Annotated in this window: 12 protein-coding genes; 6 read left to right on the forward strand and 6 right to left on the reverse strand. The window is 54.5% G+C overall.

Features of this window, described 5'->3' with window-relative positions; genetic code table 11:
* The first annotated feature begins 109 nt into the window (after positions 1-109).
* Both edd and eda read left to right on the forward strand, forming a co-directional pair.
* Positions 110-1915: a phosphogluconate dehydratase gene (edd, locus tag TW80_RS05605; RefSeq protein ID WP_045996304.1), complete on the forward strand. Its 1806-nt coding sequence runs from the start codon at positions 110-112 to the stop codon at positions 1913-1915.
* An 82-nt stretch (positions 1916-1997) separates the two neighbouring features.
* On the forward strand, positions 1998-2642 hold the full coding sequence (gene eda / locus TW80_RS05610) for a bifunctional 4-hydroxy-2-oxoglutarate aldolase/2-dehydro-3-deoxy-phosphogluconate aldolase (RefSeq protein WP_045996305.1): 645 nt from the start codon (positions 1998-2000) through the stop codon (positions 2640-2642).
* Here the strand turns inward: eda and TW80_RS05615 are convergent.
* Positions 2639-2911 carry a hypothetical protein gene (locus TW80_RS05615; protein WP_045996306.1) on the reverse strand — a complete coding sequence of 91 codons (273 nt, stop codon included), beginning with the start codon at positions 2909-2911 and terminating at the stop codon, positions 2639-2641. The two genes, eda and TW80_RS05615, sit on opposite strands and share 4 nt — an antisense overlap.
* Positions 2901-5669: a [protein-PII] uridylyltransferase family protein gene (locus tag TW80_RS05620; RefSeq protein WP_045996307.1), complete on the reverse strand. Its 2769-nt coding sequence runs from the start codon at positions 5667-5669 to the stop codon at positions 2901-2903. The genes TW80_RS05615 and TW80_RS05620 overlap by 11 nt, the downstream gene beginning before the upstream one ends.
* Positions 5670-5967: 298 nt before the next feature.
* Between TW80_RS05620 and TW80_RS05625 the strand changes: the two genes are divergently transcribed.
* Together TW80_RS05625 and TW80_RS05630 are read left to right on the forward strand one after the other, a co-directional pair.
* A complete protein-coding gene (locus TW80_RS05625; protein WP_045996308.1) occupies positions 5968-6387 on the forward strand; it encodes a DUF2852 domain-containing protein in 420 nt (139 codons plus the stop codon).
* 166 nt (positions 6388-6553) lie between these two features.
* Positions 6554-7360 (forward strand): arginyltransferase, encoded by an 807-nt coding sequence (locus TW80_RS05630; protein WP_045996309.1) that lies wholly within the window; start codon positions 6554-6556, stop codon positions 7358-7360.
* Between the two features lie 66 nt (positions 7361-7426).
* On the opposite strand, the gene TW80_RS05635 is transcribed toward TW80_RS05630, so the two are convergent.
* From TW80_RS05635 to TW80_RS05645, 3 genes are all read right to left on the reverse strand, one after another.
* Positions 7427-9781: a TRAP transporter large permease gene (locus tag TW80_RS05635; RefSeq protein WP_045996310.1), complete on the reverse strand. Its 2355-nt coding sequence runs from the start codon at positions 9779-9781 to the stop codon at positions 7427-7429.
* Between the two features lie 15 nt (positions 9782-9796).
* A complete protein-coding gene (locus TW80_RS05640; protein ID WP_045996311.1) occupies positions 9797-10744 on the reverse strand; it encodes a TRAP transporter small permease subunit in 948 nt (315 codons plus the stop codon).
* A gap of 116 nt (positions 10745-10860) precedes the next feature.
* Positions 10861-11943: a TRAP transporter substrate-binding protein gene (locus TW80_RS05645; RefSeq protein WP_045996312.1), complete on the reverse strand. Its 1083-nt coding sequence runs from the start codon at positions 11941-11943 to the stop codon at positions 10861-10863.
* Between the two features lie 241 nt (positions 11944-12184).
* Between TW80_RS05645 and TW80_RS05650 the strand changes: the two genes are divergently transcribed.
* Together TW80_RS05650 and TW80_RS05655 are read left to right on the forward strand one after the other, a co-directional pair.
* Positions 12185-13612 (forward strand): cache domain-containing protein, encoded by a 1428-nt coding sequence (locus TW80_RS05650; protein ID WP_045997040.1) that lies wholly within the window; start codon positions 12185-12187, stop codon positions 13610-13612.
* Positions 13609-14241 carry a response regulator transcription factor gene (locus TW80_RS05655; RefSeq protein ID WP_045996313.1) on the forward strand — a complete coding sequence of 211 codons (633 nt, stop codon included), beginning with the start codon at positions 13609-13611 and terminating at the stop codon, positions 14239-14241. Before TW80_RS05650 ends, TW80_RS05655 begins: the two co-directional genes overlap by 4 nt.
* Positions 14242-14286: 45 nt before the next feature.
* Here the strand turns inward: TW80_RS05655 and TW80_RS05660 are convergent, their stop codons facing one another.
* Positions 14287-15408, reverse strand: coding sequence for a LysM peptidoglycan-binding domain-containing protein (locus tag TW80_RS05660; protein WP_045996314.1), 1122 nt, complete (start codon positions 15406-15408; stop codon positions 14287-14289).
* Between the last annotated feature and the right edge of the window lie 27 nt (positions 15409-15435).

The raw sequence follows: 15435 nt of genomic DNA on the forward strand, positions 1-15435 counted from the left end.
CAAATAGATGCATATCTTGGACTTTTGGCAAGGTTCTGTGGCGCTATCGCCTTGTTAGCGCTAACAAGGCATGTTATATTTTTAGGCAAGTTACACCATGAGGAAGCCAATGCCACTTCATCCCACAATCGCCGCGGTCACCGACCGCATCCGCGCCCGATCTGAAGACACGCGCAAAGTTTACCTCGATAATATGGCGCGCGCCGCCGCCGAAGGGCCGCGTCGGGCGCATATGGCTTGCGGCAACCTCGCCCACGCCTATGCCGCGATGGGCGAAGATAAAACCACGCTCGCCGAAGGACGTGCCGCCAACATCGGAATCATCACGGCCTACAACGATATGCTGTCCGCACATCAACCATTCGAGCTCTATCCGAATCTGATCCGGGCCGCCGCGCGCGCAGCAGGCGGTACCGCGCAAGTCGCGGGCGGTGTGCCAGCGATGTGTGATGGTGTCACACAAGGCCAGACAGGCATGGAGCTGTCCCTGTTTTCACGTGATGTCATCGCGCTAGCTGCTGGTGTGGGCCTTTCGCACAATGTCTATGACGCGGCGCTCTACCTTGGTGTCTGCGATAAGATCGTTCCCGGCCTTGTGATGGCGGCGGCGACCTTTGGTTATATCCCAAGCGTCTTTGTCCCCGCTGGGCCAATGACATCGGGCCTGCCGAACGACGAAAAGGCAAAGGTACGCCAGAAATTCGCGGTAGGCGAAATCGGTCGTGAGGAATTGATGGCCTCGGAAATGGCGTCATACCATGGGCCGGGCACCTGTACGTTCTACGGTACCGCAAACACGAACCAGATGCTGATGGAATTCATGGGACTGCATCTGCCCGGTGCATCCTTTGTGAACCCAAACACCCCGATGCGCGATGCGCTGACAACGGCGGCCACCGAACGCGCGCTCGAAATCACTGCCTTGGGTAATCAATATACACCTGTCTGTGATGTCTTGGACGAAAAGGCCTTTGTGAACGGGCTGGTTGGTTTGATGGCAACGGGCGGTTCAACGAACCTCGTTCTTCACCTACCAGCAATGGCGCGCGCCGCTGGGATCATTCTCGACCTTCAGGACTTTAGCGACTTGTCAGATGTGACACCGCTGATGGCAAAGGTCTATCCAAATGGGCTGGCTGATGTGAACCATTTCCACGCTGCGGGTGGGCTTGGGTTTATGATCGGCGAATTGCTGAATGCAGGACTGCTGCATGACGATGTGAAGACTGTCGCGGGCGATGGCCTGAACCTATACACCCAAGAACCGAAACTTTCTGAGGGGCGCATCACCTATAGCGCTGGTGCGGGGAAATCGCTGAACGAAAAGATCCTGCGCCCAGTCAGCGACCCATTCCAACCCGAAGGCGGGCTTAAACAGCTCAAGGGCAATCTGGGGCGTGGCGTGATCAAAGCATCAGCCGTCGCGAAAGAGCGCCACATTATTGAGGCCCCTGCGCGGGTTTTCCACACCCAAGAAGCCGTCAAAGCTGCCTTTCAAGCAGGCGAATTGAACCAAGACACCGTGATAGTCGTGCGTTTTCAGGGGCCAAAATCAAACGGCATGCCAGAGCTACACGGGCTGACCCCAACGCTCGCCGTGATGCAGGATCGTGGGCTTAAGGTTGCACTTGTCACTGATGGTCGGATGTCGGGCGCGTCGGGCAAGGTGCCCTCGGCGATCCACCTGTCACCCGAAGCTGCCGACAACGGCCCGATCAGCCTGATCCAAGACGGCGATCTGATCCGGCTAGACGCAACCAAAGGCACCATTGATGCGCTCGGCGTCGATCTGAGCACCCGTAGCCCTGCAATTGCTGATCTTACAGGAAACGGCAACGGCGTTGGTCGCGAGCTATTCGAAGTTTTCCGCAAAAATGTTGGTCTGTCTTCTGAAGGCGCCGCTGTGGTTGTGTAACACAGCCGAATTACCCATAACCCTAGTAAGCTGGCAATTTACACTGCCAACTTGCTCACTTCACAAATGAAAGTTTGGATTTATGACCCCTCAAGAAGCCTCTGCTGCCGCAAGTAAAGTTTGTCTGCTTGCCCCTGTCGTTCCCGTTTTGGTCGTTGATGATGCAAGCAAAGCAGCCGATCTTGCGCGCGCGCTGGTCAAAGGTGGGCTTCCTGCGCTTGAGGTCACATTGCGCACACCCGCCGCGCTGGACGTGATCCGTGAAATGGCAACGGTTGAAGGCGGCGTTGTTGGCGCGGGTACATTGCTCACACCTAAAGACGTCGAAGCCGCCAAAGAAGCAGGCGCGACATTTGGCGTGTCACCGGGTGCGACAGACAAATTGCTGGACGCATGTGAGGCCAACGACCTGCCGCTGCTGCCCGGTATTTCTACTGCCTCAGAGGCGATGAAACTGCTCGAGCGCGGCTATAGCGTACAAAAGTTCTTTCCCGCCGAAGCAAACGGTGGTGCGGCGGCGCTCAAGGCAATTGGCGCACCTATCCCGCAGGTAAAGTTCTGCCCCACAGGCGGCGTAAGCCTGAAAAATGCAAATGATTACCTAAGCCTAAGCAACACACTTTGTGTGGGTGGATCGTGGGTCGCCCCCAAAGACAAAGTGGAAGCAGGCGACTGGGACGGGATCACAGCGCTTGCGCTTGAGGCCTCTCAGCTGAAAGCCAGCTAATCCATTTGGATGCGTGCGCGCCGACCACCACGGCGTTTTGGCGGGCGCACATCATCCAAGGCTGCGGTCAGGGTCGTGATCATTGGATGGTCTTGCGGCATGTCACGATAGTTATCGAGATGCGTTCGCACCGCCGCCTTTGGGTCGACTTCTGCGCCCAAACCCATTGCCCATTCCAAAAATATGGTACGGCATTCAGCCTCTGAAATGCCGTCAATTCGAAACGATTCACGGATCAGCCCGGTCGGGTCAATCGGATTACGCGGCATCGGTCGTTCCTAACATCGCACTTATTATTCTATCGGCATCCGCCGCCTGCTGTCTTAACCTCTGCGCAAGCTGTTCGAGGTCCTCGCAGTTTGTTTCGCGCAAGATCAGACGTTTTGCCCCTTCACCAATTTCATCCGGGCGCAATGGCCCGCCCGTCAGCAGCCGCGCAACGGCCTGCAACCGCCACATAAACCCGGCTGCTTGGGTAAGCGCCTGCGCGTCAGCGGCATTCACCCAGCCATCTGCGACACCTGATTGCAGTTGCTCATCCACGGTACGCGCAGCGACCCCAGCGCGTAGACAGGCCGTTTGCGCGAAAAGTTCAATGTCTTGTAACCGCCCAGCCCCGATCTTTGCGCTCCAGGCACCTGCATCTGGTTTTGCCTCTGCAATCCGGCGGCGCATATCGGCAACGTCCGCCAAAACCGAAGGTCCGCGTCCCTTATCGGCCAATAGGCTTACGCGAAAAGCCTCTATTTCTTGGGCCAGCTCTGGATTGCCGGCGACCGCACGTGCACGTGTCAGCGCGAGGTGTTCCCACGTCCATGCTTCTTCTCGCTGATAATCAAGAAACGCGTTATAAGACGTCGCCACAGGCCCCTGCCGACCAGACGGGCGCAGGCGCATATCTACCTCGTAGAGTCGCCCCTCTGACATGGGCGCAGATAGCGCAGTAACCAAGGCCTGCGTCAAACGAGCGTAGTATTGGCGCGTTGCCAAGGGGCGCCGCCCATCGGATGCATCGACGCCCTGTGCATCGTAGATCATAATCAGATCAAGATCGGATTCTGCATTTAACCGCCATGCCCCCAACGACCCCATGCCCAAGACAACACCGCCACGCCCCGGCATCGGGCCATGCTTGCGCGCAAATTCATCGACGATCACAGGCCACAAGCCCGCGACAACCGCTTGCGCGAGATCGGCATATTGTCGGCCAGCAACCTCGGCGCTGATCAGGCCACGCAGCAAATGCACCCCGACCCGAAAATGCCATTCTTTAGCCCAGCGACGCGCTGCGATCAGTTGCGTTTCGTAATCATCAAGCACGCCTAGTTCGCCCGCCAAATCGGCCGTCAACCCGTCAGCATCCGGCCAAGGATCAAAAAACGCCCCCCCAATCACCGCATCCAATACGCCAGCGTTTCGTGACAAATAGCGCGACAGTTCAGGCGCCGTCGCAGCGATATCAACGATGAGTTGAGTTAGCTGCGGATTTGCCTCGAACAATGAAAAGAGCTGCACCCCAGCTGGCAAGCCAGACAGAAAACCATCAAACTGCGCGAGCGCCTCTTCCGGTTTAGCCGCCTCTTGCAAACGGGTCAGAATTTCGGGTTTGAGCCTTTCGAATATCTCATTTGCACGCGGCGATCGAAACGCCGGGTAACTTTGCCATCGCGCTGTTATTTCGGACCCCCATTGGGTTGTGGGGGTTGTGGCAGGTTCAGGCGCGAAAAAACCCTCGGTAAGGGTGTGAACTTCTTCGCTTCTGGCAATGATCTCTTTGCGTAGGGTTTCTACGTCTGTCCCCATGAACGCGGCCAATCGCTCGAAACCGGTGTCATCAGTCGGCAGATGATGCGTCTGTGCGTCATTGATCATCTGCAAACGGTGCTCGATCTCTCGATGAAACGTATAATGATCATAAAGTGTTACAGCGTGACTTTCAGGTATCCAATTCGCCAGAGCGAGCTGATCAAGGCCTGCTTTTGTCTCGCGTCCGCGTAATGACGTATCGCGTCCACCCGCGATGAGCTGCCGGGTTTGGGTAAAGAACTCGATCTCTCGGATCCCCCCGCGACCAAGCTTCATATTGTGCCCTTCGAGGACCAAATCGCCGCGCAAACCTTTGTGGTCACGAATTTTCAGCCGCATATCGTGGGCGTCTTGGATCGCTGCGAAATCAAGGTGCTTGCGCCAGACGAATGGACGCAAGGACGTCAGAAAACGTTTCCCTGCGGCGATGTCGCCTGCACATGGGCGCGCCTTGATGTAGGCCGCGCGCTCCCAGGTACGTCCAACACTTTCATAGTAACGCTCGGCTGCTTCCATCGACAAACATACCGGGGTCACCGAGGCATCGGGCCGCAACCGCAGATCCGTGCGGAACACATATCCCCCCTCACGAACGTCAGAGAGAATCGCAGCCATTTTGCGAGTCACCCGGATAAAACTGGCACGGATGTCGTGATAATCATCGGGGTCGAACTTTGTCTCATCGAACAGACAAATCAGGTCAATATCCGACGAATAGTTCAGTTCGTGTGCGCCCATCTTGCCCATGGCCAGCACGACCATTCCACCGCCTTGTGCGGCGTCAAGGTCCGCTGGTAGCTTGCCACGTGCAATTTCCGCAGCGATCAAGGCCGTCAGTGCCGATTGCACGGACGCATCAGCGAAATCCGTAAGAACACGCGTGACCGTTTCTAGCGGCCAGACCCCGCCCAAATCGGCGAGCGCAGTGATCAACGCAACCCGGCGTTTCGCCTGACGTAGATGCAAGGGCAAGGCATCGAGAGATACCTCATGCACGCCTGCGATTAATTCTGAAACTGCCGCCTCGGGGTTATCGAGTGACGCGAGAATCCAATCTGCCTCACTCTTCATTAACCCCGCCAGATAGGGGCTACACCCCGCTGTCCCCACAAATAACGCATGCAATTCCTGTGGCAGATCCACAAGATCGGCGAGTATATCCTCCCCTCTTTCAAGATCGAAAGGGCGTGGACAACGTTTAAGGCGAGCAGCAAATGACATAGCGTACAGTTACCTTGCACAGCGCCCCGGTCAATCGCATGCGGGGCTTTCCGACGCCCAAAAACGACATGATCTTCATGAAGCTTTTCGTCAATTTTCAGGTGATCTGCGCCCAAATCACCCACGACTGCGGGAAACTGCCGCCAGGTTATTCACATAACTAACTGATATAAATTGACATTTCATATTAATGTAAAAAACATTCACATAAAACCTTGAAGACACGAATTAGCATACCGACATCAATCATGTGAAAGGCCTTCACATCAACTTAATTTCCAAACCAAAGGAGCCCAAAATGAACACCGCCACAACCCAGACCCAGATGGTATCCCCCCATCCGCTTGGGTTTTTCGCCCGCGCCGAAGCTTGGCTAGACGAGCGCGGCAAAGGCGCTTGGATCGCCGCCATGGTGCTGGGCTTCATTTTTGTCTGGCCAATTGGCCTCGCCCTTCTGTTTTATATGATCTGGAGCAAACGCATGTTCACGAAATCTTGCAGCCGCAAATCACGCCACATCCACATGCGCAAATCCAGCGGCAACAGCGCATTTGATGCCTATAAACACGAAACGCTGCGCCGCCTCGAAGAAGAGCAAGACAAGTTTGAAGCCTTTTTGAAACGTCTGCGCGAGGCCAAAGATAAGGCTGAGTTTGACCAATTCATGAATGAGCGCGCCAAAGCCAATGATGATGCACTGCCCGAACCTGCACATTAATTGAACAATCTGGCACCCGTTAGATACGGGTGCCAGACCCCTCGTTGTGATGCAAAAGAGGTATATCAAACCTATCCGAATGCGTTGTTGCCAAATAGGAAACAAGGGCTTGGCCTATCCCAAATGCCTTGCTAAGCTTTTTTGACAAATCACCCCGGATGACCCTATGCGCCACACGCTTCCTATTGCACCGCAGTTCTATGTTACTGCACCGCAGCCCTGCCCCTATCTTGAGGGTCGCATGGAACGTAAGCTGTTCACAGCCCTTCAGGGTGACAGCGCCACTAAGCTGAATGACTCTTTATCCAAGCAAGGGTTTCGTCGGTCGCAGAACGTGCTTTACCGGCCATCTTGCGCTGAATGTTCGGCCTGTATGTCCGCCCGCATTGACGTATCGCAGTTCTCACCCAGCAAGAGCCAACGCCGTGTATCCAAACGCGGTGCACATCTAGAACGCCGCGCGACATCTCCTTGGGCCACCGAAGAGCAATATGACCTGTTCCGTCTCTATCTGGACGGGCGCCATGCGACAGGTGGTATGGCCGATATGGATATGTTTGAATTCGCCGCGATGGTCGAAGAAACCCCTATCCGGTCTCGGCTGATTGAATATTCGCACCAACGTGCGCTTCAGGCGGTTTGTCTGACCGATATTTTGGATGATGGGCTATCGATGGTCTATTCGTTCTTTGACCCCGCCCTCGAGAGACTGTCTCTGGGGACATATATTATCCTTGATCACATCGCGATCGCGCGTGAGTTGGGACTTCCCTATGTCTACCTTGGGTACTGGGTGCCGGGCAGTCGCAAGATGGACTACAAAGCTAAATTCAAAGGGCTTGAAATTTACAAGAATGGCGAATGGTCCCCTGTTGGTGACCCGGCAAGCTATACTTCCGATGTCCACCCGCTATCGAATGACCCCATCGCCGAACAGGTTGCCCGGATCAAACTGCCTGACGGCCGCATTTAATCACTCAACAAACAAAAAAGGCGCGTGCAACTGGGTTGCACGCGCCTTTTTTCGTGGTCCCTGCCCCTATTTGAGCAGGTTTGGAATGATCGTGACAACACCCGGCACAAGCGCGAGCAAGAGCAAGCCACCAACTTGGATCGCGATGAATGGCATTACACCACGATAGATCTGCCCGGTCGTGATGGACTTCGGTGCAACCCCTCGCAAATAGAACAAGGCGAAACCAAAGGGCGGTGTCAGGAACGACGTTTGCAGGTTTACTGCGATCATGATGGTGACCCATTTTGGATCGAATGTACCGCCATAGATCACGGGACCGACAATTGGGATGACGATGTAGATGATCTCAAGGAAATCTAGCACAAAGCCCAACACAAACAGGACAAACATCACCAGCAAGAACACTGTCCATTCATTGTCGAATGAACGCAAGAATTGCTGGATGTAGTGCTCGCCTCCGAATGAGATCAGTACAAGGTTGAGCAACTGTGAACCGATCAGGATAGTAAAGACCATTGAGGTCACCTTGGCCGTTTCGCGTACGACTGGTGACAACACCCCACCCGAGAACAGCACCCAGCAGGACCACCCCAAACCGAACATCGCATAAAGGAACGACACAAAGGCCACCAGATAAGCGATCCGATTTTCGAACAAGACCACATCTTGGCCCATCCGCATATCAAAGTTCACACCAACCAAGAGCATGATCACGATGGCAGCGGTTGTCTGCAAGACGATGCGCCCTGACAGACCTTGATCCTGACGCTTACGATAAGCAGCGAGCAAGAGCGCGCCACCGGCACCCAGAGCGGCAGCAGGTGTTGGGTTGGTAATACCGCCCAAGATAGATCCCAAAACTGCGACGATCAAAACCAGCGGTGGGAAAACCACCCGCAAGATTTCATTCCCGGCCAGATAGCGCCCAGCGACACGCAGCCCGTAGAAGCAAACCAGCAGCGGAATTGCGATTTTGATGGTCGTCACCCCTGGGCTTGTGAGTGGCGTGATCCACAGCAGGTCAACCAGTAACAACAGGCCGACCCCGGCAGCACCAACGAGCAACGGACGCGCATCCTTGCTTGGGGCAACACCTTTTGCAATGGCCAGAACCAACGCGAGGAACATGGCAGTGATGCCGATACCCGTCCCGATTGGCGCGGCTTGCGCAACACGCTCTGCACGGATTGCATCGCGCTCTTCTTCGGTTAGCGCGCGCGCCTCGGCGACACCACCTGCCTCATCAATGGCGGCTTGTTCAGCAAGTGCGGTGTTCCACGCGTCTTCGCCGTGCAACTCGCGCATCGCGGCGGCACAGCCGTCGCTTACATTGGTCCGCAGCGACGCAGTTTGCCCAGCATCAGTAAAGCTATCGACAATAACAGTCTGGCTACCCAGCAACCCTGTTTGGCCCAGCCCAATGGTTAGACCAATGATGCCGACAGGAACCGCAAGGAACCAAGTGAACGCCTCGTTGCGTGTTACGGTTTCACCTGTGCCGCTTACCTCAAACTGAACGGCTGGTGCTTTGCTTGGGTTCAGCAATGCAAATCCAAACGCGTAGGCCGCGTAAAGTACAGCCAGCATGATCCCCGGTAACATCGCCGCTTGGAACAATGTCCCGACCGATACAACCGCAGGCTCGCCCAGATAGGTCAGCGCATCTGAACAGCCCGCAAGCTGTGCGCGTTCTTCTTGGGCGGCGGAATAAAGATCACCCGCGAGCGTCCCCAAAAGCACGATCACGATAGATGGTGGAATGATCTGACCCAAAGTACCAGACGCGGCGATCACACCTGTCGACAGCTCAGGGGAATAGCCATTCTTGAGCATGGTTGGCAGTGCCAACAGCCCCATCGTCACAACGGTCGCCCCAACGATACCTGTCGATGCTGCCAAGAACGCACCAACGATAACAATCGAAACAGCCAAGCCACCGGGCAGAGGGCCAAAGACCTTGGCCATTGTTGTTAGTAGTTCATCTGCGATGCGTGACCGCTCTAGCACGATCCCCATCATGACGAACATGACAACAGCCAGCAGTGTCTCGATAGATTGCCCCGCAAGCACCCGTTCGTTCATCCGGTTCACAAGAAAGCCGACATTCCGATCAAGCGCCTGTTCCCACCCATTGGGGAACAATACATGTTCGTATCGCGGCAAGTCAGGATATCGGAAAACCGAAATCGCGTCAGGCCTGACGCCTTCGGCAATCAGGGCCGCATATTCAGTGGAGTTGGTATCAATTGCGGCATGAATTAACAGCCCTGCACTATCGAGGCCTGCAATAATCCCAAAGGAAATCACCGCCGAGCCACTGATCGCAAAGGCGACCGGAAAGCCAGATAAAATACCAGCGAACAACGTCAGAAAGACGATAAGAATGCCGACTTCGACGCCATCTAAACCCAAAAGCATATCTCTCGCCCTACTCTAGTGAATTTCTGCGACTAGTTCGGCGGTCGCGTCGCCAATGACATCACGGTCAAGATGTTTGCCATCGCTGTCCGGTCCTTCTTTCAGCTCAAGGTAAGAGCGGTAAAAGAACGCGACAGCTTGCAACATGACCATCAAGGTAAAGGTCACCAACAAGATCTTGAACAAGAAGTATGCGTTAAACCCGTTGGGCGAAAAGCCAATCGTTTCGACGTTCCAACGCAGCGCTCGTGCTTTGTTTAGCAAACGATCCAGAGCATCCGATGCCGACGGGTTCGGCACCACCAGATTGCGCCACAAGAAAAACCATCCATAGAGCCAAGTCAAAATCGCAGCCGGCACCATTAGCAGCAACGCACCGATCATATCGATGATCCGCTTGGTCCGGTGACTGACCGCAGAATATATCAAATCGACGCGCACATGCCCGCCTTGAACGAAGGTGTAGCTCGCGCACATGCAAACGATCATTGCGTTATAGAGCTTTAGCTCTTCGGACCACCAGCTCACGTCTTTGGCAAAGTTCACGCCAAAACCAACCCCGATTTCCGAAACAGCAAAGATACGCTGCATAAAGATGATCACGATCTGCTGCAGCACCATCAGCAACCCCGCCCATGCAAAGAAGCGTCCGACCTTGTTCGCAAATCCTTCCAGCACACGAACACAGCCCCACATAAAGCGGTTATTCACAAAGCCGTAGATGCTGATGATCATGAAAATGACGAATACGACAAAGAAAAGTTCGACCGAGGCACCATAGTAAATAAAACGCATAAGCGCTTGTTTTACCTCAAGGTCATGCATTGCGGCATTGGTAAAGGGCACCCAAGACAACCACTGGCCCGGATGCGTGATCGCATAACCAAAGTTGTAGAACGCTTCGATCAGATTGGCGAAAAACCAACCAATGGGGTTACCCCCCCATGCTTCGACCAGGCCCATGTCCCAATCCCCCTGTCGCAGTAATTTTTTGAAAGGTGCTTGTGCATGCACCCTGACGCATATGGGCCCCGTCACAATTGAACCGGGCCCATACGATTATGTTCTAAAGATAGGGCTTAGCCCATTACACGGTCGCGTTGTGCGCGATATGCACCTTCAGATTTTTGGATCCAGCCAGAAGACGCCGCCATAGAAGCGTTATAGCTTGCACGCAGACGATCGTAGATATCGTCACCTGCATATTGATCCAGTGTTTCTTTTGCAGCGGCGCCCATCGCATCCCAAACGCTGTCAGGGAATTCCAGAACTTTTACGCCACCAGCTTGCAGACGCTGTAGTGCTGCACCGTTGTTGTTCATGAACTGGGCAAGGTTCCACTGGTGTGCTTCGCCTGCTGCAATTTCGATGATTTTCTGATGCTCTGGGCTCAGGCTTTCGAAAACATCAAGGTTGGTCGCAAGCGACAGACCTGCGCCTGGCTCGTGCATACCCGCTGTGTAGTAGAATTTGGTGATTTCTTGGAAACCAGCCTTTTCATCTGCCCATGGGCCGATCCACTCTGTGCCGTCAATGGCGCCAGATGCCAGTGCTTGGTACACTTCTGCGCCGGGCAGGTTTTGTACAGACGCACCCATTTTACCCAGAGCCTGACCACCCAGACCTGGCATACGGAATTTCAGACCTTGGAAATCTTCTGGGCCAGTGATTTCTTTCGAGAACCAACCACCCGCTTGTGGACCAGTGTTACCAGCAAGGAATGATTTCAGACCATAGATCTGACCCAATTCATCGTGGAACGCCTGACCTTCACCTTGGTAGTACCAGTTTGCCAGCTCTTGTGGTGTCATGCCGAATGGTACGGATGTGAAGTATGCATAACCCGGATGCTGGTTCACAAAGTAATAGTCCGCACCGTGGTACATGTCAGCCTGACCAGAGGTCACAGCGTCAAATACTTCAAACGCACCAACGAGTTCGCCAGCGGCCTTCAGGTCGATTGTCAGCGAACCGCCAGACATCGCAGTGATCGTATCAGCTGCGCGCTGCGCTGCATCATGTACACCAGCAAGGCCACGGCCCCATGTGGTCACCAATGTCAGCGTGCGGTTGCCTTGTGCATAAGCAGGCGCTGCCAGAGATGTTGCCGCAGCGGCTGTACCGCCAAGCGCAGAGTTTTTCAGAAATGAACGGCGATCCATAAAACTTCCTCCCAGATATTTTCGCTCACCCAAAACACGGGCGAGACCAGATCGTTTTGGTCCGGGCAGGTTATCGTGTGATTGACGCAGCGAAAATACGTAGTTCTACGTAGAAAGAACGTTTTTGTCGCAAAATGCCCCCAATTTAGCACGATTATTAGGCGAGTGCGAAATCCACCACACGCCAATGGCGATTGTAAGGGGCTTTGATTCGCCGCGATTCCCCGCTAACGATCGGACCATGACAGGCAGATTTACGCGACTGCGCGACAGTTTTTCCCTGAGCTACGGTCAAAAGGTGTTCCTCTTGGCGACGGTACCGCTCGTTCTGGCCGTTTTCGTCATCTCTTTGGTGGTGGCAACGCAGTCACGTCAATTGGCGGAACGCGAAATTCAAACCCTCGAAGAACAGCTGATCGCAACCAAAAGAGCCGAGCTACAGAATTATCTTTCTATCGCTCGTACCGCCGTGGTGAACACCTATGGGCGCGCGGCACCCGATGATGAGGCTGCAAAGCTGAAAGTGACCCAAGAACTATCATCCATGCTCTATGGACAAGACGGGTATTTCTTTGTGTTTGATTACGATGGCAATAACCTCGTTGCGCCACGACAGACCGACTTGATTGGTCGTAATTGGCTGGGCCTCACTGACCCTCAGGGCACGGAAATCACCGATGCTCTTATTCGGATTGCACGTACGGGGGGTGGCTATCACAGCTTTATCTGGACCAAGCCATCGACAGGCGAACAGGCCCGGATGATCGCCTACGTAAACGGATTCCAAGACTGGCGCTGGGTGATCGGGACCGGCATCTTTATCGACGATGTGCTTGAAAACGTGGCCTCTTCGCGCGCGGATGTTCAGGCGCGGATCACGCGCACCTCTTACTATATCGTCGCGATTGCGATCGTTGCGCTTATAGGTGTGTTCCTGACAGGCATGATGCTGAACTTGCGTGAACGCAGACTTGCTGATGCGAAACTCAAGGAACTCACGCAGCGGATTATCGACACCCAAGAAGAAGAACGCGGGCGCGTGGCGCGTGAACTTCACGATGGAATTAGCCAAATGCTGGTTGGGGTGCGCTATGCGCTTGAACTGACCCGTCGGAAAATTGGTGCGCCTAGCAGCGAAAGCCTCGACAAGGGGATCGACGGGCTCGGCCAAACCATCCAAGAAGTCCGCCGCATTAGCCGCGACTTGCGCCCCGGCGTGTTGGATGACCTTGGTCTTGGCCCTGCCCTGCAAGCATTAACCGATGACTTTGAAACGCGCACCGGAATCAAAACCGAATTTGAAACCGTCGTCTTTCGCAATCGGCTCGACCAAGAAGCAAGGATTGCGCTTTATCGAATTGCCCAAGAGGCACTGACGAATATTGAGCGTCACGCCAACGCAACGCAGGTCCATATGACCCTGAAAGGCCATCGATCTGGTGCAATGCTGCGGGTTTCAGATAATGGCGTTGGCATCCCCTCGCCGCGCCAAGAAAGACATGCGACGCATGGCCTTGGCCTGCGCAATATGCAAGAACGCATTGAACAGCTTGGCGGAACACTGCGGATTGATTCATCGCGCACAGCGCCAAGCGGAACAATTATCGAAGCACAGGTGCCGTTGACGCACTTGCTCAGCCCGAAAAAGACGTCAAAGGAAACCGCATGACGATCCGCATTTTGATCGTAGATGACCACCCCATGGTCACCGAAGGCATCCAAGCCATTTTGGAAAGCTACGATGACATTGAAGTTGTCGGCGCATTAAATAACGGCCAGGACGCCGTGGATCAGGTCGTCGCGCTTTCGCCTGATGTAATATTGCTAGATCTGAACATGCCGGGACTGTCTGGTCTAAACGCAACCGAGATCATTCTGGAAAAGCGACCTGAAACACGGATTGTTATCCTGTCGATGCACGATAGCCCTGAATATATCTCGACCGCGCTGAACCACGGTGCGCGCGGCTATATCCTAAAGGACGTGCCCACGGATGCCATCCGAACCGCGATTGATACGGTGATGGCCGGAGAGCAGTACCTTTGCACCGGTGCCAAAGGATCGCTTCAACCCAAGATCAGCGATGGACGTGAAACACTCACCAGCCGCGAACAAACGATCTTGCTTGAGCTGGCCCAAGGCAAGTCCAACAAAGAAGTCGCGAACACGCTAAATATCTCTGTGCGCACTGTGGAAACGCACCGCAACAATATCAAATGTAAACTTGGGATCAGCTCGACCGCTGGGCTGACGCGCTATGCGATGGAGCATGGAGTGTTGCAAGGCACTGGAATCTAGCCGCAGCGTTCCGCGCCCCATTTTCACAGGGCGCGGCGATATCATTTAGTTTTCGACCGTGGTTTTGATACCTTCGCGGACGATCTCGAACCATTCGCCTGATAGGCGCAACTCTTCGAGACCCGCGTTGATGATCTCCATATAGGCGTCACCGTTCGGGTTATTTTTAGACACGAACACGTGCAGCGTTTGCTTTGAGGTCAAGTTCGGCAGGTCTACGACCATATCCTTCATCCCCGCATTGGTGGAATCTTCCTCAGCAGGTAGCGCGTCATAGGTCACGACATCCACTTCGCCATCGCGCAGCAGTTCCCAGCAGGCTGCTTGGGTCGGCGGTTGGGTCAGTTCGATATTTGGCGAAACGAGCGCCTCACCCTCTAGGTCAAAGGTGAACCACGCATCGGGGCGGCACAGGCGCGCGCCGAATAGATCAGCATAGCTGGTCGCATTGGCGTATTGGCTGCCTGCCAATGTGTAATAGCCCACCAGTGCATCATAGAATGGTTCTGAATGATTAAAGTCAGTACAACGATAGGCGTTCGGCGCCGATAGATTGTCGACCTTTGTGCAATCAGGCTTGAACCACGGGAAGGCCATGTCGATCGCTCCCGACGGGAGCAGCACGCCCAGATGTGAATTCCAGTCGTTTACGAACATGATGTTAAAATCTTGATCGGCATTTCCCAGCTCCATCGAGCGACGCACCATTTGCGTAAACAAACCGCCGCCGGGCAGATCCTCATCTGTGAATGGAGCGTAACCGCTCGAGGTTACAAACCGCAGGGCACGATCAAGGCTCTCGGGCTGGACGGTTGGCGCAGTGCTTGCTTCGGTCCGCGCAGGGGCAGTCCCCGGCAGCGATCCATCGGCGCAAGGAATTTTCAGAACTTGGCCAACCTCTAGGATATTTGGGCTGCGTAGAACATCTGTATTGGCGTTAAACAAAACCTGATAGCCGCCTCTCACGTCAGCGCGGCTTGCAACTTGGCTCAACGTATCCCCGCGAACAACCGTATAGGTTGAGCATTGTTCTTGTGCCTCGGCCTGTTGTGCACCACCAAAGGTCAATCCAGCACTCACGGCACACACAGCAGCAAAGCCAGTCGAAGAAAACAATTTTACTCGTGATAAGTTTGGCCTAAAGGCTTGGGTTCTATCAATCGGCATACGTCGTCCCTTTCGCTTATCGTTTGT

It is taken from the genome of Loktanella sp. S4079, assembly GCF_000967725.1.
Classification (GTDB): Bacteria; Pseudomonadota; Alphaproteobacteria; order Rhodobacterales; family Rhodobacteraceae; genus Yoonia.

What these genes read in the sequence shown, in the direction of transcription:
- TW80_RS05650 (WP_045997040.1), top strand. Translation starts at nt 12,185, where the DNA reads ATGACAGGCAGATTTACGCGACTGCGCGACAGTTTTTCCCTGAGCTAC.
- TW80_RS05615 (WP_045996306.1), bottom strand. Translation starts at nt 2,911, where the DNA reads ATGCCGCGTAATCCGATTGACCCGACCGGGCTGATCCGTGAATCGTTT.
- TW80_RS05635 (WP_045996310.1), bottom strand. Translation starts at nt 9,781, where the DNA reads ATGCTTTTGGGTTTAGATGGCGTCGAAGTCGGCATTCTTATCGTCTTT.
- TW80_RS05655 (WP_045996313.1), top strand. Translation starts at nt 13,609, where the DNA reads ATGACGATCCGCATTTTGATCGTAGATGACCACCCCATGGTCACCGAA.
- eda (WP_045996305.1), top strand. Translation starts at nt 1,998, where the DNA reads ATGACCCCTCAAGAAGCCTCTGCTGCCGCAAGTAAAGTTTGTCTGCTT.
- TW80_RS05640 (WP_045996311.1), bottom strand. Translation starts at nt 10,744, where the DNA reads ATGGGCCTGGTCGAAGCATGGGGGGGTAACCCCATTGGTTGGTTTTTC.
- edd (WP_045996304.1), top strand. Translation starts at nt 110, where the DNA reads ATGCCACTTCATCCCACAATCGCCGCGGTCACCGACCGCATCCGCGCC.
- TW80_RS05625 (WP_045996308.1), top strand. Translation starts at nt 5,968, where the DNA reads ATGAACACCGCCACAACCCAGACCCAGATGGTATCCCCCCATCCGCTT.
- TW80_RS05630 (WP_045996309.1), top strand. Translation starts at nt 6,554, where the DNA reads ATGCGCCACACGCTTCCTATTGCACCGCAGTTCTATGTTACTGCACCG.
- TW80_RS05620 (WP_045996307.1), bottom strand. Translation starts at nt 5,669, where the DNA reads ATGTCATTTGCTGCTCGCCTTAAACGTTGTCCACGCCCTTTCGATCTT.
- TW80_RS05660 (WP_045996314.1), bottom strand. Translation starts at nt 15,408, where the DNA reads ATGCCGATTGATAGAACCCAAGCCTTTAGGCCAAACTTATCACGAGTA.
- TW80_RS05645 (WP_045996312.1), bottom strand. Translation starts at nt 11,943, where the DNA reads ATGGATCGCCGTTCATTTCTGAAAAACTCTGCGCTTGGCGGTACAGCC.